A 21,408-nucleotide genomic window follows, 5' to 3' on the forward strand; every position below is an offset into this window, starting at 1 on the left:
GGGTGCTCACATGGTTTCCACCGACGAGTCGACCGACGCGGCCGAGGTGCCGACGGCCGGCCAGGGCGTGCAGCCCTCCGGCACGGGCACGGCCAAGCGCCAGATCCCGTCCTTCCTGGTGATCGGGGTCCTGAGCACCCTCTTCTACCTGCTGCTGTACGTGGTCGCCCGCCGCTTCGTCGACCCGCAGGTCGCGAACCTGATCGCGCTCGCGGTCAGCGCCGTCGCCAACACCGCCGCCAACCGCCGGTTCACCTTCGGCATCACGGGCAGCGAGGGGGCGTTGCGGCACCAACTCCAGGGCGCCGTCGCCTTCGTGATCGGCCTCGGCCTCAGCGCGGGGGCGCTCGCGCTGCTCGATCTGGCCGCCCCGGACGCCTCGAAGGTCGTCGAGGTGGCCGGACTGATCGTCGCCAACGGCCTGGCCACCGTGGTCCGGTTCCTGCTGATGAAAGTCTGGGTCTTCAAGGGGAAGTGACGTCGGCGGGCCGCTGTTTCCCGGCGGCCCGCTTCAGCGGTCCCGGTGTCCAGCCCCTGAGGCGCATCGCCGGCCGCTCGACGGCGTACCAGGAGAGCACGGCCAGGACGCCGGTCGCGGTCAGGGCGCAGCCCAGGAACGCGGGCTTGCCGTAGCCCGCGCAGCCCAGCACCGCGAGCGCCTGCTCGACCGGAAAGCCGTAGATGTACACGCCGTACGAGAAGTCGCCGCGTCCGCCGATCCGGCGGCACCGGCCGGGCAGCCTCGCCGCCGCCCAGAACAGCAGGTAGACCAGGGCGGGCTGGCCGACCGCGGCGAAGCCGCCCCAGCGGAACGAGGCGGCCAGGGCCGGCACGGCGGCCAGTGCCAGCCCGTCGTGGACCGGGATCCGGTCGGCGTGGAGCCGTAGGGCGCTGCCGAGCAGAAACGCGAAACCGAGTGTCGTGACGAGGTGGACGGAGAACTGGCCCAGCACCGGCAGGGTCACCCCGGGGCCGCCGGCCGGGGGCGTGCCCGCGGGGAGGTCCACCGCGCCGGTGGCGATCAGGATCCACAGCGTGAGCACGGCCGCCGGTACGACCAGTCGCCGACCCAGCAGTCGGGCCGCGGCCAGCAGTCCGGCCAGCAGGTAGCAGAGCATCTCGTACTTCAGCGACCAGAGGGCGCCGTTGAGGCTCCGGTCGAAGTTGGTCCCGGCACGGATGCCCTGCGCCAGCACCCCGGAGATGTCCCAGCCGGCGGTGGGCGCGCTGCCGCCCAGGCTGGTCAGGTAGCTCAGCGGGCCGTCCGGACGGCTCAGGAAGCCGGCCAGGGAGCCGTGTTGCCACCGGTACAGCAGTGGCATCAGCACGGCGGCGGAGAACAGCAGCGAGCCCGCGAGGCCGGGGACGAGGCGCAGCGCCCGGTGCCAGGCGAAGCGGCCGCCGCTCAGCCGCCGGGCGCTCTCGGTGATCATGAAACCGGAGAGGGCGAAGAAGCCGAGGACGGCGGCCTTCCCCAGGTCGGTCTGCCGGCCGCTCCAGAGCCAGAGCGGGTCCGGGCGGCCCCAGCCGATGGGGTAGACGTGCGACCCGACGACGGCGACGGCCAGCAGCAGGCGCAGTGCTCCGAAGCCGTTCGCCCGCCCCTGGCAGAGCTGCGCGAGCGTGCCGCGCGGGCGGAGCAACGCGGGCCGTCTCATGGCTTCCTCGGGCGCAGCGGGCCTGGGTGGCGTCCGCGGTCGGGTCGCGGACGCCACCGTGTCGTGGGTGGGCCCGGCGTCTGCCGGGCCGCGTTTCCCCTGCCGGGCCCGGTGCCTACGGGGCGGGCGTGGCGGCCTGGGCCTGCCAGAGCTCCGAGACGGCCTGGCGCAGGGTGCGCCGGGGGGTCCAGCCGAGCCGCTCACGGGCGACGGTGATGTCGAGCCGCTGCCACTCGGTCTCCGGGCCGGTGCCGGCCGGCGCGGGCACCTCGGTGATCTCGGTGGGCACCCCGCTCTCCTCGATCAGCAGCTCGACGAGCAGCCGGGCGGAGGCGGCGGAGCCGGTGCCGATGTTGACCACCGGCGGGGCCGAGCGGTCGGTGGCGGCCAGGATCACGGCGTCGAGGGTGTCGGTGAGGTCGACGAAGTCGCGCTGCGCGGTGAGCGGCTGAAGCGAGAGCTGAGCGGTCTCGCCGGCCCGCCGGGCGGCGTCCAGCTTGGCGGCCATCACGCCGAGCAGGCTGTGGCCGGGCTGGCCGGCGCCGACCACGTTGCCGAGCCGCAGCACCACGGCGTCGATCCGGCCGGCCTCGACGGCGCGGACCACGGCCTCGGTGGCGGCGAGCTTGAGCCTGCCGTACTCCATCACCGGGGCGGCCTGGTCGCTCTCCCGCTGGCTGACGCCGATCGGCGCCATGCCGTACTCGTGCACGGTGCCGAGGTGGACCAGCCGGGCGGGGGCGGCCATCGCCGAGACGGCCTCGATCAGCCGGTCGACCAGGACCACGTTGGCCTGGTACATCTGCTCGTCGGTCAGGCCCCACATGCCGCCGGCCGCGTTGACCACCGTGTCGATCCGCTCCTGGTCGAGCAGCTCGGTGAGGTCGGCCGCGGCGTCGGAGGAGAGGTCGAAGGCGACGAACCGGCCGGGGGCCGGGTCGGCGGGGGCCTTGCGGGCGAGGCTGATGACCTCGGCGCCGTGCTCCAGGAGCCGGGCGCCGAGCACCCGGCCGATGAAGCCGGTGCCGCCGAGGACGGCCACCCGGGCCGGGGCCGTGTGCGGTGCGGTCATTGCGGGGGACTCCAGGGGTGGGGAGGGTCAGCGAGGCCGGCTGGCCGTGCTGGTGGCGTTGCGCAGCAGGGTCTTCGCGCCGTCCCACTGACCGGCGCGCATCGCACCGGGGACCAGGGTGAGGGCGTGGATCCGGGCCGACAGGTGCATCCGGGACGCCTTCGCGGCCTTCGGCCAGCCGTGCGCGTCGAGGCGGTCGGCGGCGTCCAGGAAGTACCGCCGGGCCTCGGTGAAGCGGGTGCCGCTGAAGGCGGACTTGGAGGAGATGCTGACGGTGTGCCGGCGGTACTGGAACACCCGGACGTCGTCGACGACCATCTGCTCGCCGGCCTGCAGCAGGTCGATGACCAGGGCGAGGTCCTGGATGATCTCCAGGTTGTCGCGGAAGCCGGTGGTCCTCACGGCCTCGGTGCGCCAGCAGATCGACGGGAAGTACAGCCAGTTGCCCTTGAGCAGGCTGACCGCGAGGTCCTCGCCGCCCATCAGGACGCGGCCCTGCTGCCGGGGTGCGTAGATCCGCCGCTTGGCCTCGTCGGCGAGCGAGCTGCTCGGCTTCCCGCTGCCGTCGATGACCTCGACGCCGGGCTGGATCATCGCGACGCCGGGGTACTGGGCCAGGATCGAGCGGACGGTGGCGACGTACTCGGGCAGCATGATGTCGTCGGTGCCCATGAACACCAGGTACTCGTGCTCGGCCATGCCCAGGCACTTGCGGTAGTTGCCGGTGACGCCGAGGTTCCGCTCGTTGCGGAAGTAGCGCACCCGCGGGTCGCCGAGCTCCGCGAACCACTCCGGGACGCCCGGCTCCCGGCCGTCGTCCACGACGGTCAGCCGCCAGTCCGGGTCGCTCTGGGCCAGCACGCTGCGGACCGCGGCCTGCATCAGCGCGACGTCTCCGTAGTACGGAAGCAGGATTTCCAGAGTGGTCATGGTGGGGCACATCCGCTGGTCGGAGTCGGGGCCGGAGGCAGGGCGAAGACCCCGCGGCGGGCCCATCATACTGAGCCCGCGGACGGCCCTCGCCGGGGCCGGACGCCGATGCCCGAGCCGGCGCCGGAGGGCGCGGACCCGGGCATCGGATCGGTTCAGCGGGTGCGCAGGCTCTCGGTGAACGCCCGGCACTTCTCGTAGTCCGGGAGCAGACCGGTGGCGAGCGCCTCGGCCAGCGAGGGGGCGGCGGCGTCCCGGGCGGACAGCTGCGGGGCGTCGGTGGGCCACTCGATCCCGAGGTCCGGGTCGAGCGGGTGCACCGCGTGCTCGCCGGTCGGGTTGTAGGTCTCCGAGCAGACGTACGACAGCGTGGCGTCGTCGCTCAGCGCGCAGAAACCGTGGCCCAGGCCCTCGGAGAGGTAGACGGACTTGCGGTCCACGTCGTCCAGCCGGACGAACTCCCAGCGGCCGAAGGTGGGGGAGCCGACCCGCAGGTCCACGATCACGTCGAGCACGGCGCCGCGGACGCAGCTGACGTACTTGGCCTGGCCGGGCGGGACGTCGGCGAAGTGGATACCGCGCACCACGTCCTTGGCGGACACCGACAGGTTGCCCTGGGCGAGCCGCAGCGGGTGGCCGACGGCCTCCTCCAGGCGGTCGAAGCGGTACCACTCCATGAACAGGCCGCGGGGGTCGCCGTGCTGCTGCGGGGTGACCTCGACGGCGCCGGCGATGGACAGCTCGCGGAACCTCACTGGTCGCCCTCCTCGTCGAGCAGGGCGATCAGGTAGTCGCCGTAGCCGCTCTTGCACAGCGGCTCGGCCAGCTCGCGCAGCCGCGCGGAGTCGATCAGGCCGGCCCGCCAGGCCGCCTCCTCGATGCAGCCGATCTTGAAGCCCTGGCGCTCCTCGATGACCCGGACGAACTCGGAGGCCTGGACCATCGAGACGAACGTGCCGGTGTCGAGCCAGGCGGTACCGCGGTCGAGGATGGTGACGTGCAGTTCGCCGGTCTTGAGGTACTCCTCGTTGACGGCGGTGATCTCCAGCTCGCCGCGGGCGCTCGGCTTCAGGCCGGCCGCGATCTCGACCACGCGGTTGTCGTAGAAGTAGAGGCCGGGCACCGCGTAGCGGGACTTCGGCTGGGTCGGCTTCTCCTCGATGGAGATGACCTGGCCGCTCTCGTCGAACTCCACCACGCCGTACGCGGTCGGGTCGGCCACCGGGTAGGCGAAGACCATGCCGCCGGTCGGGGCGGTGCGCTGCGCGAGCCGGGTGCCGAGGCCGCTGCCGTGGAAGATGTTGTCGCCCAGGATCAGCGCGACGGGCTCCTCGCCGATGAAGTCGGCGCCGAGCACGAAGGCCTGCGCGATGCCCTCGGGCTTCTCCTGGGCGGCGTACTCCAGCTTGAGCCCGAACTGGGAGCCGTCGCCGAGCAGGCGCTGGAACTGCTCCTGGTCCTGCGGGGTGGTAATGATCAGGATCTCGCTGATACCGGCCATGACCAGGGTCGACAGCGGGTAGTAGATCATCGGTTTGTCGAAGACCGGCAGAAGCTGCTTCGAGACTGCTCGGGTCAGCGGCCACAGTCGTGACCCGGTGCCGCCCGCCAAGAGGATTCCACGCATGCCCCGCAGCTTATGTGAGTGGCCGGGCCCCCCGCTGGCCCGGGGCGATGGCCCCGGGGCGCACCGGTAGACTGCCCGCACTATGCGCATCCTCGTCACCGGCGGCGCCGGCTTCATCGGTTCAGAGTTCGTCCGGCAGCTGCTCGGCGCCGACGCAACGGATCAGATCACCGTCTTCGACAAGCTCACCTACTCGGGCGTCGAGGCCAACCTGGCGCCTGTCGCCGGTCACAGCGGCTACTCCTTCGTCCGCGGTGACATCTGCGACGTGGACGCCGTCGACCAGGTGATGCCCGGGCACGACGTGGTCGTGCACTTCGCGGCCGAGTCGCACGTCGACCGGTCGATCGAGGGCGCGGGCCCGTTCGTGGTCACCAACGTCCTGGGCACCCAGGTGCTGCTGGACTCGGCCCGCAAGCACGGTGTCGCCCGCTTCGTGCACGTCTCCACCGACGAGGTGTACGGCTCGATCTCCGAGGGCTCGTGGACCGAGGAGTGGCCGCTGGCCCCCAACTCCCCGTACTCCGCCTCCAAGGCCGGGTCGGACCTGCTGGCGCTGGCCTACCACCGCACCCACGGCATGGACGTGGTGGTCACCCGCTGCTCCAACAACTACGGGCACTACCAGTTCCCGGAGAAGGTCATCCCGCTGTTCACCACGAACCTGCTGGACGGCCGGAAGGTGCCGCTGTACGGCACCGGCGGCAACATCCGCGACTGGCTGCACGTCTCCGACCACTGCCGCGGCATCGAGCTGGCCATGCGCAAGGGCCGGGCCGGCGAGGTCTACAACATCGGCGGCGGTACCGAGATCACCAACAAGGAGCTGACCGGCCTGCTGCTGGAGGCCGCCGGCGCCGACTGGTCCATGGTCGAGCCGGTCGCCGACCGCAAGGGCCACGACCTGCGCTACTCGCTGGACATCACCAAGATCGGCGAGGAGCTCGGCTACGCCCCGCAGGTCCGTTTCGAGGACGGCCTCGCCGCCACCATCGCCTGGTACCGCGAGAACCGCGCCTGGTGGGAGCCGCTGAAGGCCAAGGCCACGCTGCGATGACGAACCCGGTGGCCAAGCTGCTGGGGGCGCTGCCCCCGGGGGTGCGGCTCGTGGCGGGGGGCACCGTGGTCCTCGGTGTCTCCTCGTACATCTTCCTGGCACTCGCCGGGCACAGCCTGGACACCACCCAGGTCGCCGGGGTCTCGATGCTCTGGACCCTGGTGATGTCCGTCGGGTACGGGCTGTTCTCGCCGGTCGAGCTGGAGCTGACCCGCCTGGTCGCCGCCCGCGACGTGGCCGGCCAGGGACCGGGGCCGGCCATCCGGCGGGTGCTGCTGGCCACCGCCGTGGTGCTGGTCGTGGTGCTGGCCGCGGTCGCGGCCGCCGCCCGGCCGATCGCGGACCGCTTCTTCTCCGGCGACCTCGGTCTGGTGGCCGGCATGGCAGGCGCGCTGGTCGGCCTGGCGGTCAGCTCGGTGGCCCGCGGGGCGCTGGCCGGACTCGGCAGGTTCGGCGCCTACGGCCTGCAGCTCGGCGTCGACGGCGGGCTGCGGATCGGGCTGGCCGCGCTGATCCCGCTGTTCGGCGCCCATTCGGCCCTGGCGTTCAGCCTGATCCTGGTGGTGGCGCCGCTCGCCGCCTCGGCGATCGGGATGCGTTCGGTCCTCGCCGACCGGCGCGGCGGTCCCGCCCCGGTCTGGCGCGACGTCGTCACCGGCCTCGGCCTGCTGACCGGCTCGACGCTGCTGGCGCAGCTCATGGTCAACGCCGCGGTGGTGAGCGTCGGCGTGCTCTCGCCGTCCTCCAAGGCGCTGATCGCCGCCCTGCTGAACGCGGTGGTCCTGGCCCGGGTGCCGCTCTTCGCCTACGCCGCGATCCAGGCCTCGCTGGTCTCGTCGCTCTCGGGCGCCGCGGCGGCCGGCAACCACGCGGAGTTCCGCAAGGTGCTGCTGCGCACCGGCGGCATCGTGGTCCTGATGTGCACGGCCGCCGGGCTGCCGACGGTGATCCTCGGCCCCTGGGCGATCCGGCTCTTCTTCAAGGCACAGGACGTGCTGGGCTCGGTCGACTTCCTCTGGCTGTCGCTCGGCACCCTCTGCTACATGCTCGCCACCGTGTTCGGCCAGGCGCTGCTGTCGCTCGGCCGCCACCAGCGGCAGCTGCTCGCCTGGCTGACCGGCTCGCTGGTCCTGGCGGCCGTCACCCTGGTGCCCGGCGACATCGCCACCCGCGTCGAACTGGCCTACCTGGCTGGTGCGGGTGTGAGCGCGGCTGCCATGCTATGGGCGCTGGCCCGTTCCCTGGCCGCCCCGGCCGGTGCCGTGGCGGAGCCGAAGGAACCGCTGGCGGCGCGTCACACGTCGGAGGTGTGACGCTTCGTCCTCGGGCCTAGCACAACTGGCGGCGGCGGCCCGTTCACGCCACGCCTTTAATATGTGATTACCCTTGGCCACGCCACTGCCGCTGAAAGGCGCTTCCAGTCGTGCATCTCACCGTCATCACTTCGATCACCGGCGTGCTGGTGCTCGTCTACATCCTGGAGCTGCTGCGCCGACAGCAACTCCGGGAGAAGTACGCGGCAATCTGGCTCGCGATCGGCGTCGTCGTGGCGCCGCTCGGATTCTTCCCCACGATTCTGGACTCAACCGCGCGCCGGCTCGGAATCGCGTCCGGCGTGAGCCTGGTCCTCTTCGCGGGCTTCGTGCTGGTCCTGCTGGTCTCCCTGCACCTCAGCTGGGAGGCGTCCCGGCTGGAAGCGGAGACCAGGACCCTGGCCGAGGACGTCGCCATGATGCGGGCCCACCTGGCCGAGCACCACGGCTACCCGATCGCGCGCAGCAACAACGACGGCAGCAAGTCGACCGACCCCGGGGTGACCGCATGATCGACGGCAAGCGGGTACTGATCATCCTCCCCGCGTGGAACGAGGCGGAGGGGCTGCCCAAGATCCTCCGCGAGATCCAGGAGAAGCTCCCCGGAGTGGACACCCTGGTGGTGGACGACGGCTCGGTGGACAACACCGCGGCCGTCGCCGCCGAGGCCGGCTCCCGGGTCGCGCAGCTGCCGTACAACCTCGGCGTCGGCGGCGCCATGCGGTTCGGCTACCGCTACGCGCACCTGCACGACTACGACGTGGCCATCCAGTGCGACGCCGACGGCCAGCACGACCCCGCGTACGTGCCGGACCTGCTGGCGAAGCTCCAGGAGGCGGACCTGGTCATCGGCGCCCGCTTCGCCGGTCAGGGCAGCTACAAGGTGCGCGGCCCGCGCAGCTGGGCGATGAAGCTGCTGTCGGTGGTGCTCTCGCGGATCACCGGCACCCGCCTCACCGACACCACCTCGGGCTTCAAGGCCTGCAACAAGCCGATGATCGAGTTCTTCTCGCAGTGGTACCCGGTCGAGTACCTGGGCGACACCATCGAGAGCATGGTCGGCGCCGCCCGCTGCGGCTTCGTCATCCGGCAGGTCCCGGTGGCGATGCGCGAGCGGACCACCGGCACGCCCAGCGCCTCCCCGATCAAGGCGACGATCTACCTGGCCCGCGCCGGCCTGGTGCTGCTGCTCGCGATGATCCGCCGGATGCCCAAGCACCTGAAGTCCATCCAGCCCGCCACCCGTGCCGCCGCCCCGCAGCGGGCGCTGGCCGGCCGGAGCTGATCCACAGTGAGCGACCGCCCCGGGGGCGTACCTGATGAGCGATCCGGTGCGCGCCGGGGCGTCTTGCTAGCGTGTCGTCCGTGGGCGTTCCGTTCGGGTACGACGGGCAGCCCTGTGACGAAGGGGCGCCCCGCCGGCGCCCGCTGACCTCGCTCGCACCGGCGAGCCGGCCCGACCTGCGGCAGTCTGCCGCTTCACGGAAGCGAATTGACATGACGGATTTGGCCCCGGACGTCGTCGGTGGCCCCGCCGCGGCACCACAAGAAGTGAAGACCACGGCGTCGTCCGGTGAGTTGGCGGCCGCCCGGTCGGGCGGCCGCTCCCGGTGGACCGAGAAGCGTTGGTTCCTCCCGCTGGCGGAGGTCGTGGTCAGTGTGGTCGCGGGCGTCGGGTTCATGGCGCTCTGCCAGCACATCAGCGTCAACCCGATCACCCGGGTCGGCCAGGTCAGCGGCCTCGCCAAGATCCAGCAGTACGCGGCCATGCTCGGCATCCCGGTGCTCGCGGTGCTGCTCTTCCTCGCCTACCGCGGCACCCTGCGCCACTACCAGATCGCCCAGCGGCTGGTCTGTGCGGCGCTCGCGGGCCTGAGCACCGGCGTGGTGGCCGGCGGCATCGCCGTCGCGCTGCACGGCACCCCGTGGGGTCTGGGCGGCCAGGAGGGCGACCCGGGCAACCTCATGGGCATGGCCAACGACATGATGCGCGGCAAGGGCCTCCCAGGCGTCTATCCGCCGCTGTTCCCGGCCCTGCTGGCCGTCTGGGCCAAGCTCTTCCACAACGGCATCCCCGGCGTGGGCCACGCGCTGAAGGACCTCCAACTGCTGCTCAGCGCGCTGGTCGGACCGATGGCCTACCTCTCCTGGCGGATGCTGCTGCGTCCGTTCTGGGCCATGGCCATCGCGGTCCCGGCGTCGATCGTCTTCCTCGACCCGATCCGGCCGTACAGCCACGGCTCGATGCTGGTGCTGCTGCCGCTGCTGGCCGCCTGCTTCCGGGAGATCCGCCGGGCCGACGAGCTGTCCACCCGCTCGGCGGTGCTGCGCGGGCTCGGCTTCGGCGCCGCGTTCGGCGTGATGTTCCTCTGGTACTCCGGCTGGTACCTCTGGGCGGCGCCCGGCTCGTTCATCCTGGGCCTGATGCTGTTCCCGTGGCGCCGTGGCCGCGCCGCGATCAAGCGTGCGGTGATCTTCCTCGGGGCCATGTTCGTCACCGCAGCGGTGATCGGCGCGCCCCTGCTGTACCAGCTGGCCCGCCTCGGCGCGTCCACCATGGACCGCTACGCGTACATCAACACCTACATCGACCCGGCGTACGTCCTGGGCTGGGCCTCGGACCGCTCCGGCGGGCTCACCTACCACAACTGGCCCGAGTCCGGTGAGCTGGCCGGCCAGACCGGCTTCGCGGTGCTGCTGCTGCTCGGCGTCGGGATCGGCGTGGGCCTGGGACTGCGCAACATCGCGGTCAGGACCGCCGGCTTCGTGCTGGCGGGTGCCTGGCTGCTGCGCTTCTGGTTCGCCTCGCACATGGAGCACAACCAGGCCGTCCAGCTCTACCCGCGCACCACCTGGATCATCTTCTACTGCCTGATCATCCTGGCCGTCCTGGGTGTGATGCTGACCTACCAGCGCGTCTTCGGCTGGGTCCGCGGCACCCTGGAGGAGCTGAGCCCGGCCAAGGCCGCCCGGATCTCGCCGCGCGCCCTGGCCCAGCTCGCCGCCGGTCTGATCTGTGCGGTCGCCCTGTTCGCGACGATGGGCGGCTCGTGGTCGGCCAACCGCTTCATGCCGTCCACCAACCCGGGCGTCGAGGACATGGGTCTGGACGCCTGGCGGGCGCACATCCAGCAACTCGACAACGGTCAGTGCCCGAAGTACTCGCCGTACAAGGGCAAGCAGGCGTGCAACCCGATCAACATGGAGCTGTCCGAGTACACCTTCGGCCCGGACGAGAAGAAGCTCTGGTGTGCCAACAGCGGCGCGGACTACACCGTCGTCTGCGGCCGCCCGCCGAAGGGCTGACCGCGGAGGACCGTCCGTCGATCGGGGCCGGTGGGGGAGACCCTCACCGGCCCCGATTGGCTTTCCGCTTGCTCCGTGTGGCAGTATGTCCAAGTTGCTCGGTTGAGTGCCGATGCTGCGCGCCTCCCGCCGGGAGGACTGGAAGCGAGTCCCATGTACTCGTCGTTCCCGTGATGGCCGTTCATGTGTTCACGTGAAGTATGTGGACGCAGTGGTGTGAAGTCGACACCGCGGCAGCTGCGGGGCGGACGTACGGGAATCTTCCGGGAAGCGTGGGCAGGGCCTCGACCCGGCGCCTGGTGGGTGCAAGACCTCACCGATCCAGTGGGAAATCCGCAGGAGGGGAACCTCGTGTCGGATTTTTTGCAAGCGGGAGTGCGACACGCCCGACCGCGTGGGTCGGAGGTAACCACCCACAGGCACCACCGGACACAGTCCACCTGGATGAATCCGGCCGTAGAAGCAATAGACGACACAAAGGACTACTGAGTAGCCATGGCGGGACAGAAGATCCGCATCCGGCTCAAGGCCTACGACCACGAGGTGATTGACTCCTCGGCGAAGAAGATCGTCGAGACCGTCATTCGCACTGGTGCGCAGGTCGCGGGCCCGGTGCCGCTGCCCACTGAGAAGAACGTGTACTGCGTCATCCGCTCGCCGCACAAGTACAAGGACTCGCGCGAGCACTTCGAGATGCGTACTCACAAGCGTCTGATCGACATCCTCGACCCCACGCCGAAGACGGTTGACTCGCTCATGCGTCTCGACCTGCCGGCTGGTGTCGACATCGAGATCAAGCTCTGAGAGGCGCACCGAAGATGGCTAAGCAGATTAAGGGCATCCTGGGCGAGAAGCTCGGCATGACCCAGGTCTGGGACGAGAACAACCGGATCGTTCCGGTGACCGTCGTCAAGGCTGGGCCCAATGTCGTGACCCAGGTCCACACCGCCGACAGCCCGGCCGGCTACGACGCCGTCCAGATCGGCTTCGGCGAGATCGACCCCCGCAAGGTGAACAAGCCCCTCGCGGGCCACTTCGCCAAGGCCGGTGTCACCCCGCGCCGCCACCTGGTCGAGCTGCGTACCTCGGACGCGTCCGAGTACACGCTGGGCCAGGAGCTCACCGCCGAGCTGTTCGAGGCGGGTGTCAAGGTCGACGTGACCGGCACCTCCAAGGGCAAGGGCTTCGCCGGTGTCATGAAGCGTCACAACTTCAAGGGCCTCGGCGCCGGTCACGGCACCCAGCGCAAGCACCGTTCGCCCGGTTCCATCGGTGGCTGCGCCACCCCGGGTCGCGTGTTCAAGGGCCTGCGCATGGCTGGTCGGATGGGCCACGAGCGTGTGACCACCCAGAACCTGACCGTGCACGCGGTCGACGCGGAGAAGGGCCTGCTCCTGATCAAGGGCGCTGTCCCCGGTCCGAACGGCGGCCTCGTCCTCGTCCGCACCGCGGCGAAGGGGCTGTGAGGAAATGAGCACCATTGACATCCTGTCGCCGGCTGGCGACAAGACCGGCAGCCTCGAGCTGCCGGCCGAGATCTTCGACGCGAAGGTCAGCGTTCCGCTGATGCACCAGGTCGTCGTGGCGCAGCTCGCTGCGGCCCGTCAGGGCACCCACAAGACCAAGACTCGTGGCGAGGTCCGGGGCGGCGGCAAGAAGCCGTACCGCCAGAAGGGCACCGGCCGCGCCCGTCAGGGCTCGACCCGTGCGCCGCAGTTCGCCGGCGGTGGCGTTGTGCACGGTCCCGTGCCGCGCGACTACTCGCAGCGGACCCCGAAGAAGATGATCGCCGCCGCTCTGCGCGGTGCGCTCACCGACCGGGCCCGTCACGAGCGGATTCACGTCATCACCGGCGTGACCGCGACCGAGGCGCCGTCGACCAAGGCCGCCAAGAGCCTGTTCGGCAAGATCACCGAGCGCAAGAACGTCCTTCTGGTCGTCGAGCGCGCGGACGAGCTGGGCCTCAAGTCCGCTCGTAACCTGCCGAACGTGCACATCCTGGACGCCGGTCAGCTGAACACCTACGACGTGCTCGTCTCCGACGATGTGGTCTTCACCCAGGCCGCCTTCGAGCGTTTCGTGGCCGGTCCGGCCGCGTCCGCCAAGGCCGTTGCCGCTGAGGGCGAGCTCGAAGGGAGCGCCGCCTGATGAGCGACGTTACGAGCAAGACGTTCACGGACCCCCGTGACGTCCTGGTGAAGCCGGTCATCTCCGAGAAGAGCTACAGCCTTCTCGACGAGAACAAGTACACGTTCATCGTGTCGCCGGGCGCCAACAAGACCCAGATCAAGCAGGCCGTCGAGGCGGTCTTCTCGGTCAAGGTCGAGGCTGTCAACACGATCAACCGTCAGGGCAAGCGCAAGCGCTCCAAGACGGGCTTTGGCAAGCGCAAGGACACCAAGCGCGCCATCGTGACGCTGGCCGAGGGCAACCGCATCGACATCTTCGGTGGTCCGGTCTCCTGAAAAGGGGATCGTGATCGTCGATAAGGACGAGGACGAGAGAGCCAAATGGGCATCCGCAAGTACAAGCCGACTACGCCGGGCCGTCGTGGCTCCAGCGTGGCCGACTTCGTAGAAATCACGCGGTCCACGCCGGAGAAGTCGCTGGTTCGCCCCCTGCACAGCAAGGGCGGCCGTAACAACGCCGGTCGTGTCACTGCTCGCCACCAGGGTGGCGGTCACAAGCGCGCCTACCGCGTGATCGACTTCCGTCGTCACGACAAGGACGGCGTGCCGGCCAAGGTCGCGCACATCGAGTACGACCCGAACCGCACCGCGCGCATCGCGCTCCTGCACTACGCGGACGGCGAGAAGCGCTACATCATCGCGCCGCGCGGCATCGCGCAGGGTGACCGGATCGAGAACGGCGCTGGCGCCGACATCAAGCCGGGCAACAACCTGCCGCTGCGCAACATCCCGGTCGGTACCACCATCCACGCGGTGGAGCTGCGTCCCGGTGGCGGTGCCAAGCTGGCCCGCTCGGCCGGCTCCGGCATCCAGCTGCTGGCGCGTGAGGGCAAGATGGCGCACCTGCGCATGCCCTCCGGTGAGATCCGCCTGGTGGACGCGCGCTGCCGCGCCACGGTCGGCGAGGTCGGCAACGCCGAGCAGTCGAACATCAACTGGGGCAAGGCCGGCCGCATGCGCTGGAAGGGCGTCCGCCCGACCGTGCGTGGTGTCGCCATGAACCCGATCGACCACCCGCACGGTGGTGGTGAGGGTAAGACCTCCGGTGGTCGCCACCCGGTCTCGCCGTGGGGTAAGCCCGAGGGCCGTACCCGTCGCCCGAACAAGGCGTCGGACAAGCTCATCGTGCGCCGCCGCAAGACCAACAAGAAGCGCTAGGAGCAGGTCAGATGCCGCGCAGTCTTAAGAAGGGCCCCTTCATCGACGGCCACCTCATCAAGAAGGTGGACGTACAGAACGAGGCGGGTACCCAGAACGTCATCAAGACCTGGTCCCGTCGTTCCGTGATCTCCCCGAGCATGCTCGGTCACACGATCGCGGTTCACGATGGCCGCAAGCACGTCCCGGTGTTCGTCACCGAGTCGATGGTCGGCCACAAGCTCGGCGAGTTCGCTCCGACCCGCACGTTCCGCGGTCACGTCAAGGACGACCGCAAGTCGAAGCGTCGCTAGTCGCCCTGAGCTTCAGCGCCAGAACGACTCAATGACTTACTCCATTAAGGGGACAACCATGGAAGCCAGGGCCCAGGCGCGGTACATCCGCGTCACGCCCATGAAGGCCCGCCGCGTGGTGGACCTCATCCGTGGCCTGAACGCCACGGAGGCCCAGGCCGTCCTGCGTTTCGCTCCGCAGGCCGCCACCGTGCCGGTCGGCAAGGTGCTCGACAGCGCCATTGCCAACGCCGCGCACAACTACAACCACTCCAACGTGGACGACCTCTACATCTCTGAGGCGTACGTTGACGAGGGTCCGACCCTGAAGCGGTTCCGTCCGCGTGCCCAGGGCCGTGCCTACCGGATCCGCAAGCGGACCAGCCACATCACCGTGGTCGTCAGCAGCAAGGAAGGGACCCGGTAATGGGCCAGAAGGTTAACCCGCACGGGTTCCGTCTCGGCATCAGCACGGACTTCAAGTCCCGCTGGTACGCCGACAAGCTGTACAAGGACTACGTCAAGGAAGACGTTGCCATTCGTCGCATGATGACGAAGGGCATGGAGCGCGCCGGCATCTCCAAGGTCGAGATCGAGCGCACCCGCGACCGCGTCCGCGTCGACATCCACACCGCCCGCCCCGGCATCGTCATCGGTCGCCGTGGCACCGAGGCCGACCGCATCCGCGGCGACCTCGAGAAGCTGACCGGCAAGCAGGTCCAGCTGAACATCCTCGAGGTCAAGAACCCCGAGCTGGACGCCCAGCTCGTGGCTCAGGGCGTCGCGGAGCAGCTGTCCTCGCGCGTCTCCTTCCGCCGTGCCATGCGCAAGTCGATGCAGGGCACCATGAAGTCCGGCGCCAAGGGCATCAAGGTCCAGTGCTCCGGTCGTCTCGGCGGCGCCGAGATGAGCCGTTCGGAGTTCTACCGCGAGGGCCGTGTGCCGCTGCACACCCTCCGCGCGAACGTCGACTACGGCTTCTTCGAGGCCAAGACGACCTTCGGCCGTATCGGCGTGAAGGTCTGGATCTACAAGGGCGACGTCAAGAACATCGCCGAGGTCCGCGCTGAGAACGCCGCTGCCCGCTCGGGCAACCGCCCGGCCCGTCCCGAGGGTGGTCGTCCCGCCCGCGGTGGCGAGCGCCGTGGTGGCGAGCGCGGTGGCCGTGGCCGTCGCCCCGCCGCTGCCGAGGCCCCCGCGGCCGCGGCCGCCGAGGCTCCGGCTGCCGAGAACACCGGAACGGAGGCCTGACCGCAATGCTGATCCCCCGTCGGGTCAAGCACCGCAAGCAGCACCACCCGAAGCGCCGTGGCGCTGCCAAGGGTGGCACCGAGCTGGCGTTCGGCCAGTTCGGTATCCAGGCCGTCACCCCGGCCTACGTGACGAACCGCCAGATCGAGTCCGCTCGTATCGCGATCACCCGTCACATCCGCCGTGGCGGCAAGGTCTGGATCAACATTTACCCGGACCGTCCGCTGACCAAGAAGCCGGCCGAGACCCGCATGGGTTCCGGTAAGGGTTCGCCGGAGTGGTGGATCGCGAACGTGCACCCGGGTCGGGTCATGTTCGAGCTGTCGTACCCGAACGAGAAGGTGGCTCGCGAGGCGCTCACCCGCGCCGCGCACAAGCTGCCGATGAAGTGCCGGATCGTCCGGCGCGAGGACGGTGAGAGCTGATGTCGGCCGGCACCAAGGCTGCTGAGCTTCGCGAGCTGGACAACGAGGGTCTCGTTGCCAAGCTCCGTGAGGCCAAGGAGGAGCTGTTCAACCTCCGCTTCCAGGCGGCGACCGGGCAGCTCGACAACCACGGACGGCTCAAGCTCGTCCGTAAGGACATCGCGCGGATCTACACCCTGATGCGCGAGCGCGAGCTGGGCATCGAGACGGTGGAGAACGCCTGATGACTGAGAACACCAACGAGACGCGCGGTTTCCGCAAGACCCGTGAGGGTCTCGTCGTCAGCGACAAGATGGACAAGACCGTCGTCGTCGCCGTCGAGGACCGCGTCAAGCACGCTCTGTACGGCAAGGTCATCCGCCGTACGAACAAGCTGAAGGCGCACGACGAGGCCAACGCCTGCGGCATCGGCGACCGGGTTCTCCTCGCGGAGACCCGCCCGCTGTCCGCGACGAAGCGCTGGCGCGTCGTCGAGATCCTCGAGAAGGCCAAGTAACGAAGCCGATGAGGTACGGCCGTATGTGCACCGGGTCCCCCGCGGACGCCGGTGTGAGCAGCGGCCGGCCCGTCGACTCTCGTTGACGATCAGGAGAAAGCTGTGATCCAGCAGGAGTCGCGACTGCGCGTCGCCGACAACACTGGTGCCAAGGAAATCCTTTGCATCCGTGTTCTCGGTGGCTCCGGTCGCCGCTACGCCGGTATCGGGGACGTCATCGTCGCCACCGTCAAGGACGCGATCCCCGGTGGTTCGGTGAAGAAGGGTGACGTCGTCAAGTGCGTCGTCGTCCGTACCGTCAAGGAGCGTCGTCGTCCGGATGGCTCGTACATCCGTTTCGACGAGAACGCTGCGGTCGTTCTGAAGAACACCGACGGTGACCCCCGTGGCACCCGCATCTTCGGCCCGGTGGGCCGCGAGCTGCGCGACAAGAAGTTCATGAAGATCATCTCGCTGGCGCCGGAGGTGCTCTAACCCATGGCGAACAGCATGAAGATCAAGAAGGGTGACCTGGTTCAGGTCATCACCGGCAAGGACCGCGGCAAGCAGGGCAAGGTCATCCAGGCCATGCCCGCCGAGAACAAGGTCCTGGTCGAGGGTGTCAACCGGGTCAAGAAGCACACCAAGCCGGGCCCGGGCACTCAGGGTGGCATTGTCACCGTCGAGGCCCCGGTGCACGTCTCCAACGTCCAGCTGGTCGTGGAGAAGGACGGCAAGAAGGTCGTCACCCGCGTTGGCTACCGCTTCGATGACGAGGGCAACAAGATCCGCGTTGCCAAGCGAACCGGTGAGGACATCTGATGTCTGAGACGACTGTTGAGAAGGTGACCCCGCGTCTCAAGGAGCGTTACAACTCCGAGATCAAGGGGCAGCTGCAGGAGCAGTTCTCGTACGAGAACGTCATGCTGACTCCCGGCCTGGTCAAGGTCGTGGTCAACATGGGTGTCGGCGAGGCCGCTCGTGACAGCAAGCTGATCGAGGGCGCTATCCGCGACCTGACCGCGATCACGGGCCAGAAGCCGGCCGTGACCAAGGCTCGCAAGTCCATCGCGCAGTTCAAGCTGCGCGAGGGCCAGCCGATCGGCACCCACGTCACCCTTCGTGGTGACCGCATGTGGGAGTTCCTGGACCGTCTGGTGACGCTGGCCCTGCCGCGTATCCGTGACTTCCGTGGTCTCTCCCCCAAGCAGTTCGACGGCCGTGGCAACTACACCTTCGGTCTGACCGAGCAGGTTATGTTCCACGAGATCGACCAGGACAAGGTCGACCGTCAGCGCGGTATGGACATCACCGTCGTGACCACCGCTCAGACCGACGACGAGGGCCGGGCGCTCCTGCGCGCTCTGGGCTTCCCGTTCAAGGAGGCGTGAGCCAATGGCGAAGAAGTCCCTCATCGCGAAGGCCGAGCGTAAGCCGAAGTTCGGCGTCCGGGCCTACACCCGGTGCCAGCGCTGCGGCCGTCCGCACTCGGTGTACCGCAAGTTCGGCCTCTGCCGTGTCTGCCTCCGTGAGATGGCGCACCGCGGCGAGCTGCCGGGCGTGACCAAGAGCTCCTGGTAACCCAGAGCTCCAGGCACACCAAGAAGCGAAGCAGAGGCGCCCGGCCCCACCCGGGCCCCCTCGGTTCCATGAGCCGAGTTGGGCTCCCGTACGGAATCCCGTAAGGTAGTGGGGTCGGGCCCCCTGTCACGGCCGTCCCATGGCGGCAGGTGACCCTCTTCGGAGGGCTCGCACCCAGTCTTACTACGTCGCAGGTCCCCTGCGCCTGTGCCCCGCGCTCCGTTGGAGCGCGGGGGACCTGGTGCGGAGAAACCACGGCGAGAGAGGCCTGAGGCCATCATGACCATGACCGACCCCATCGCAGACATGCTCACGCGTCTGCGTAACGCTAACTCGGCGTACCACGACACCGTGGCGATGCCGGCCAGCAAGATCAAGGCGCACGTCGCCCAGATCCTGCAGCAGGAGGGGTACATCTCCTCCTACAAGGTTGAGGAGCCCGCTGAGGGAGAGGTCGGCAAGAAGCTGACCATCGAGCTCAAGTTCGGCCCCAACCGTGAGCGCTCGATCGCTGGCATCAAGCGGATCAGCAAGCCGGGCCTGCGGGTCTACGCAAAGTCCACCAACCTGCCGAAGGTGCTCGGCGGCCTGGGCGTGGCGATCATCTCCACGTCTTCCGGTCTCCTCACCGACAAGCAGGCCGCCAAGAAGGGCGTAGGCGGAGAAGTTCTCGCCTACGTCTGGTAATTCGGGAAACGGAGGTACAGCAATGTCTCGCATTGGACGGCTGCCCGTCCCGGTTCCCGCCGGCGTGGACGTCACCATCGATGGCCAGGCGGTCTCGGTGAAGGGCCCGAAGGGCTCCCTCACCCACGTTGTCGCCGCGCCGATCGAGATCGGCAAGGGCGAGGACGGCACGCTGCTCGTCACCCGCCCCAACGACGAGCGTCAGTCGAAGGCCCTGCACGGCCTGACCCGCACGCTGGTGGCGAACATGATCACCGGCGTGACCGCGGGCTACCGCAAGTCGCTGGAGATCAGCGGTGTTGGTTACCGCGTCGCGGCGAAGGGCTCCGACATGGAGTTCTCGCTCGGCTACAGCCACCCCATCCTGGTCCCCGCGCCGGAGGGCATCACCTTCGTCGTCGAGTCGCCCACCAAGTTCCACGTGGACGGCATCGACAAGCAGAAGGTCGGCGAGGTCGCCGCAAAGATCCGCAAGCTGCGCAAGCCCGACCCGTACAAGGCCAAGGGCGTCAAGTACGCGGGCGAGGTCATCCGCCGCAAGGTCGGAAAGAGTGGTAAGTAAGCGATGAGCGTCTCTGTCAAGATCGGCAAGGGCAACGCCTACAAGAGCGCCGCTCGCAAGCGCCGCGCGATCCGCGTTCGCAAGCGCGTCGTCGGCACCGAGGTGCGTCCGCGCCTCGTCGTGACGCGCTCGAACCGTCACATGGTCGCCCAGGTCATCGACGACGCCAAGGGTCACACCCTGGCGTCGGCGTCCACCCTCGACGTGTCCATCAAGGGCGTCGAGGGCGACAAGACCGAGCTGGCCAAGAAGGTCGGGAGCCTGGTCGCCGAGCGCGCCAAGGCCGCCGGCATCGAGTCGGTCGTCTTCGACCGCGCGGGCAACCGGTACGCAGGCCGCATCGCCGCTCTGGCCGATGCCGCCCGTGAGGCCGGGCTCGACTTCTAAGCCGCTCGTCGGCTCAGTCGACGGACGTAATCGAGAGAGGTAATTCCAATGGCTGGACCCCAGCGCCGCGGTAGCGGCGCCGGCGGCGGCACCGGCGGTGGCGAGCGGCGCGACCGTAAGCGTGACGACCGGGGTAACGCCCCCGCCGTCGAGAAGACCGCTTACGTCGAGCGCGTCGTTGCGATCAACCGTGTCGCCAAGGTTGTCAAGGGTGGTCGTCGTTTCAGCTTCACCGCGCTGGTCGTGGTGGGCGACGGTGACGGCACCGTAGGTGTCGGCTACGGGAAGGCGAAGGAGGTTCCGGCCGCCATCGCCAAGGGTGTTGAGGAGGCCAAGAAGAACTTCTTCAAGGTCCCCCGTATCCAGGGCACCATCCCGCACCCGATCCAGGGCGAGAAGGCCGCCGGCGTCGTGCTGCTGAAGCCGGCCGCCCCCGGTACCGGTGTTATCGCCGGTGGCCCGGTGCGTGCCGTCCTGGAGTGCGCCGGCATTCACGACATCCTGTCGAAGTCGCTCGGCTCGGACAACGCGATCAACATCGTGCACGCCACGGTGGCCGCTCTGAAGGGCCTCGTGCGCCCCGAGGAGATCGCCGCCCGTCGTGGCCTGCCGCTGGAGGACGTGGCTCCCGCCGCTCTGCTGCGGGCGCGTGCTGCTGGGGTGAGCGCCTGATGGCTCGCCTGAAGATCACGCAGACCAAGTCGTACATCGGCAGCAAGCAGAACCACCGTGACACCCTGCGTTCGCTTGGTCTCAAGCGCATGCACGACGTGGTGGTCAAGGAGGACCGTCCCGAGATCCGCGGGATGGCCCAGACGGTCCGTCACCTGGTGACGGTTGAGGAGGTGGACTGATCATGGCCGACCAGCCGATCAAGATCCACAACCTGCGGCCCGCCCCGGGTGCCAAGACCGAGAAGATCCGTGTGGGTCGTGGTGAAGGCTCCAAGGGTAAGACCGCCGGTCGTGGCACCAAGGGCACCAAGGCCCGCTACCAGGTTCCGCAGCGCTTCGAGGGTGGCCAGATGCCCCTCCACATGCGCCTGCCGAAGCTGAAGGGCTTCAAGAACCCGTTCAAGATCACGTTCCAGGTTGTCAACCTCGACAAGCTGGCCGAGCTCTACCCGCAGGGTGGCGAGGTCACCGTCGAGGGTCTGGTCGCCAAGGGCGCGGTTCGCAAGAACTCCCTCGTCAAGGTGCTCGGCACCGGCGAGATCTCGGTCGCCCTGCAGGTGACGGTTGACGCCGTCTCCGGCTCGGCCGCCGAGAAGATCACCGCCGCCGGCGGTACCGTCACCGAGCTCGTCTGAGCCCGCTGACTTCCCACGAGCCCCGTACCTCCCTTCCGGGAGGTACGGGGCTCGTGCGTTCCAGGCCCCGCACCTCCCCGGGAGGGGAGAGCGGGGCTCGTTCTTTTGTGTGGCAAACCCGGGCATCCCGTACCCCATGAGTGGGGGAG

General features: G+C 69.1%; 32 protein-coding genes. 27 read left to right on the forward strand and 5 right to left on the reverse strand.

The genetic code is table 11. The features are described from left to right. The first annotated feature begins 10 nt into the window (after positions 1–10). Positions 11–478 carry a GtrA family protein gene (locus ACIO5D_RS05645; protein ID WP_400654527.1) on the forward strand — a complete coding sequence of 156 codons (468 nt, stop codon included), beginning with the start codon at positions 11–13 and terminating at the stop codon, positions 476–478. Here ACIO5D_RS05645 and ACIO5D_RS05650 read toward each other — a convergent pair. The 5 genes from ACIO5D_RS05650 to rfbA form a co-directional block, all read right to left on the reverse strand. Further along, the gene (locus ACIO5D_RS05650; protein ID WP_400794017.1) at positions 465–1,658 is read right to left on the reverse strand and encodes an acyltransferase family protein; all 1,194 of its coding nucleotides are present in this window, start codon (positions 1,656–1,658) and stop codon (positions 465–467) included. The two genes, ACIO5D_RS05645 and ACIO5D_RS05650, sit on opposite strands and share 14 nt — an antisense overlap. 115 nt (positions 1,659–1,773) lie before the next feature. After that, positions 1,774–2,730, reverse strand: coding sequence for an NAD-dependent epimerase/dehydratase family protein (locus tag ACIO5D_RS05655; protein WP_400794018.1), 957 nt, complete (start codon positions 2,728–2,730; stop codon positions 1,774–1,776). 27 nt (positions 2,731–2,757) lie between these two features. Then, positions 2,758–3,660 carry a glycosyltransferase gene (locus tag ACIO5D_RS05660; protein WP_363605816.1) on the reverse strand — a complete coding sequence of 301 codons (903 nt, stop codon included), beginning with the start codon at positions 3,658–3,660 and terminating at the stop codon, positions 2,758–2,760. Between the two features lie 155 nt (positions 3,661–3,815). Further along, positions 3,816–4,415 carry a dTDP-4-dehydrorhamnose 3,5-epimerase family protein gene (locus tag ACIO5D_RS05665; protein ID WP_400654535.1) on the reverse strand — a complete coding sequence of 200 codons (600 nt, stop codon included), beginning with the start codon at positions 4,413–4,415 and terminating at the stop codon, positions 3,816–3,818. Further along, positions 4,412–5,287, reverse strand: a complete 876-nt coding sequence (rfbA, locus tag ACIO5D_RS05670) for a glucose-1-phosphate thymidylyltransferase RfbA (RefSeq protein ID WP_400654537.1) — start codon at positions 5,285–5,287, stop codon at positions 4,412–4,414. The genes ACIO5D_RS05665 and rfbA overlap by 4 nt, the downstream gene beginning before the upstream one ends. An 82-nt stretch (positions 5,288–5,369) precedes the next feature. Here rfbA and rfbB point away from each other — a divergent pair, with 82 nt between their 5' ends. The 26 genes from rfbB (at position 5,370) to rplO (ending at position 21,259) form a co-directional block, all read left to right on the forward strand. Continuing rightward, positions 5,370–6,344, forward strand: coding sequence for a dTDP-glucose 4,6-dehydratase (gene rfbB, locus ACIO5D_RS05675; RefSeq protein ID WP_363605812.1), 975 nt, complete (start codon positions 5,370–5,372; stop codon positions 6,342–6,344). Then, on the forward strand, positions 6,341–7,657 hold the full coding sequence (locus ACIO5D_RS05680) for a hypothetical protein (protein WP_400654540.1): 1,317 nt from the start codon (positions 6,341–6,343) through the stop codon (positions 7,655–7,657). The genes rfbB and ACIO5D_RS05680 overlap by 4 nt, the downstream gene beginning before the upstream one ends. A gap of 110 nt (positions 7,658–7,767) precedes the next feature. Continuing rightward, the gene (locus ACIO5D_RS05685) at positions 7,768–8,169 is read left to right on the forward strand and encodes a DUF2304 family protein (RefSeq protein ID WP_400654542.1); all 402 of its coding nucleotides are present in this window, start codon (positions 7,768–7,770) and stop codon (positions 8,167–8,169) included. Beyond that, complete coding sequence (locus tag ACIO5D_RS05690) at positions 8,166–8,942, forward strand: glycosyltransferase family 2 protein (protein WP_400794019.1); 777 nt, start codon at positions 8,166–8,168, stop codon at positions 8,940–8,942. The genes ACIO5D_RS05685 and ACIO5D_RS05690 overlap by 4 nt, the downstream gene beginning before the upstream one ends. A gap of 212 nt (positions 8,943–9,154) precedes the next feature. Beyond that, on the forward strand, positions 9,155–10,963 hold the full coding sequence (locus ACIO5D_RS05695; RefSeq protein ID WP_400756160.1) for a hypothetical protein: 1,809 nt from the start codon (positions 9,155–9,157) through the stop codon (positions 10,961–10,963). Positions 10,964–11,458: 495 nt separating this feature from the next. Next, on the forward strand, positions 11,459–11,767 hold the full coding sequence (rpsJ, locus tag ACIO5D_RS05700; RefSeq protein ID WP_012785157.1) for a 30S ribosomal protein S10: 309 nt from the start codon (positions 11,459–11,461) through the stop codon (positions 11,765–11,767). Between the two features lie 14 nt (positions 11,768–11,781). Next, on the forward strand, positions 11,782–12,429 hold the full coding sequence (gene rplC / locus ACIO5D_RS05705) for a 50S ribosomal protein L3 (protein WP_400794020.1): 648 nt from the start codon (positions 11,782–11,784) through the stop codon (positions 12,427–12,429). A 4-nt stretch (positions 12,430–12,433) separates the two neighbouring features. Then, positions 12,434–13,111 (forward strand): 50S ribosomal protein L4, encoded by a 678-nt coding sequence (gene rplD / locus ACIO5D_RS05710; protein WP_400794021.1) that lies wholly within the window; start codon positions 12,434–12,436, stop codon positions 13,109–13,111. Further along, positions 13,111–13,428 carry a 50S ribosomal protein L23 gene (rplW, locus tag ACIO5D_RS05715; protein ID WP_030280768.1) on the forward strand — a complete coding sequence of 106 codons (318 nt, stop codon included), beginning with the start codon at positions 13,111–13,113 and terminating at the stop codon, positions 13,426–13,428. Before rplD ends, rplW begins: the two co-directional genes overlap by 1 nt. 45 nt (positions 13,429–13,473) lie before the next feature. Continuing rightward, complete coding sequence (gene rplB, locus ACIO5D_RS05720) at positions 13,474–14,310, forward strand: 50S ribosomal protein L2 (RefSeq protein WP_030232466.1); 837 nt, start codon at positions 13,474–13,476, stop codon at positions 14,308–14,310. A gap of 11 nt (positions 14,311–14,321) precedes the next feature. Then, complete coding sequence (gene rpsS, locus ACIO5D_RS05725) at positions 14,322–14,603, forward strand: 30S ribosomal protein S19 (protein WP_030232469.1); 282 nt, start codon at positions 14,322–14,324, stop codon at positions 14,601–14,603. Between the two features lie 58 nt (positions 14,604–14,661). Continuing rightward, positions 14,662–15,009, forward strand: a complete 348-nt coding sequence (rplV, locus tag ACIO5D_RS05730; protein ID WP_030232471.1) for a 50S ribosomal protein L22 — start codon at positions 14,662–14,664, stop codon at positions 15,007–15,009. After that, complete coding sequence (gene rpsC / locus ACIO5D_RS05735) at positions 15,009–15,833, forward strand: 30S ribosomal protein S3 (protein WP_188301636.1); 825 nt, start codon at positions 15,009–15,011, stop codon at positions 15,831–15,833. Before rplV ends, rpsC begins: the two co-directional genes overlap by 1 nt. Before the next feature lie 5 nt (positions 15,834–15,838). After that, positions 15,839–16,258 carry a 50S ribosomal protein L16 gene (gene rplP / locus ACIO5D_RS05740; protein WP_030232476.1) on the forward strand — a complete coding sequence of 140 codons (420 nt, stop codon included), beginning with the start codon at positions 15,839–15,841 and terminating at the stop codon, positions 16,256–16,258. Next, positions 16,258–16,482: a 50S ribosomal protein L29 gene (gene rpmC, locus ACIO5D_RS05745; RefSeq protein WP_030055825.1), complete on the forward strand. Its 225-nt coding sequence runs from the start codon at positions 16,258–16,260 to the stop codon at positions 16,480–16,482. The genes rplP and rpmC overlap by 1 nt, the downstream gene beginning before the upstream one ends. Then, complete coding sequence (gene rpsQ, locus ACIO5D_RS05750) at positions 16,482–16,754, forward strand: 30S ribosomal protein S17 (protein WP_030055826.1); 273 nt, start codon at positions 16,482–16,484, stop codon at positions 16,752–16,754. Before rpmC ends, rpsQ begins: the two co-directional genes overlap by 1 nt. Before the next feature lie 102 nt (positions 16,755–16,856). After that, positions 16,857–17,228: a 50S ribosomal protein L14 gene (rplN, locus tag ACIO5D_RS05755; RefSeq protein WP_030300391.1), complete on the forward strand. Its 372-nt coding sequence runs from the start codon at positions 16,857–16,859 to the stop codon at positions 17,226–17,228. 15 nt (positions 17,229–17,243) lie between these two features. Further along, entirely contained in the window at positions 17,244–17,555 is a 312-nt protein-coding gene (rplX, locus tag ACIO5D_RS05760; RefSeq protein WP_030055828.1) for a 50S ribosomal protein L24, read from the forward strand. Next, on the forward strand, positions 17,555–18,124 hold the full coding sequence (gene rplE, locus ACIO5D_RS05765; RefSeq protein ID WP_238862989.1) for a 50S ribosomal protein L5: 570 nt from the start codon (positions 17,555–17,557) through the stop codon (positions 18,122–18,124). Before rplX ends, rplE begins: the two co-directional genes overlap by 1 nt. 4 nt (positions 18,125–18,128) lie before the next feature. Continuing rightward, positions 18,129–18,314: a type Z 30S ribosomal protein S14 gene (locus tag ACIO5D_RS05770; protein WP_030393303.1), complete on the forward strand. Its 186-nt coding sequence runs from the start codon at positions 18,129–18,131 to the stop codon at positions 18,312–18,314. A 279-nt stretch (positions 18,315–18,593) separates the two neighbouring features. Further along, positions 18,594–19,001 (forward strand): 30S ribosomal protein S8, encoded by a 408-nt coding sequence (gene rpsH / locus ACIO5D_RS05775; RefSeq protein WP_350503566.1) that lies wholly within the window; start codon positions 18,594–18,596, stop codon positions 18,999–19,001. Between the two features lie 22 nt (positions 19,002–19,023). After that, the gene (gene rplF, locus ACIO5D_RS05780; protein ID WP_363605506.1) at positions 19,024–19,563 is read left to right on the forward strand and encodes a 50S ribosomal protein L6; all 540 of its coding nucleotides are present in this window, start codon (positions 19,024–19,026) and stop codon (positions 19,561–19,563) included. 3 nt (positions 19,564–19,566) lie between these two features. Then, positions 19,567–19,950, forward strand: coding sequence for a 50S ribosomal protein L18 (gene rplR, locus ACIO5D_RS05785; protein ID WP_209414075.1), 384 nt, complete (start codon positions 19,567–19,569; stop codon positions 19,948–19,950). A gap of 48 nt (positions 19,951–19,998) precedes the next feature. Beyond that, complete coding sequence (rpsE, locus tag ACIO5D_RS05790; protein WP_030055834.1) at positions 19,999–20,622, forward strand: 30S ribosomal protein S5; 624 nt, start codon at positions 19,999–20,001, stop codon at positions 20,620–20,622. Continuing rightward, complete coding sequence (gene rpmD / locus ACIO5D_RS05795; RefSeq protein WP_030251557.1) at positions 20,622–20,804, forward strand: 50S ribosomal protein L30; 183 nt, start codon at positions 20,622–20,624, stop codon at positions 20,802–20,804. Before rpsE ends, rpmD begins: the two co-directional genes overlap by 1 nt. A gap of 2 nt (positions 20,805–20,806) precedes the next feature. Next, positions 20,807–21,259, forward strand: a complete 453-nt coding sequence (rplO, locus tag ACIO5D_RS05800; RefSeq protein WP_400659908.1) for a 50S ribosomal protein L15 — start codon at positions 20,807–20,809, stop codon at positions 21,257–21,259. Positions 21,260–21,408: the final 149 nt, after the last annotated feature.

The organism is Kitasatospora sp. NPDC087315, assembly GCF_044744345.1.
Classification (GTDB): Bacteria; Actinomycetota; Actinomycetes; order Streptomycetales; family Streptomycetaceae; genus Kitasatospora.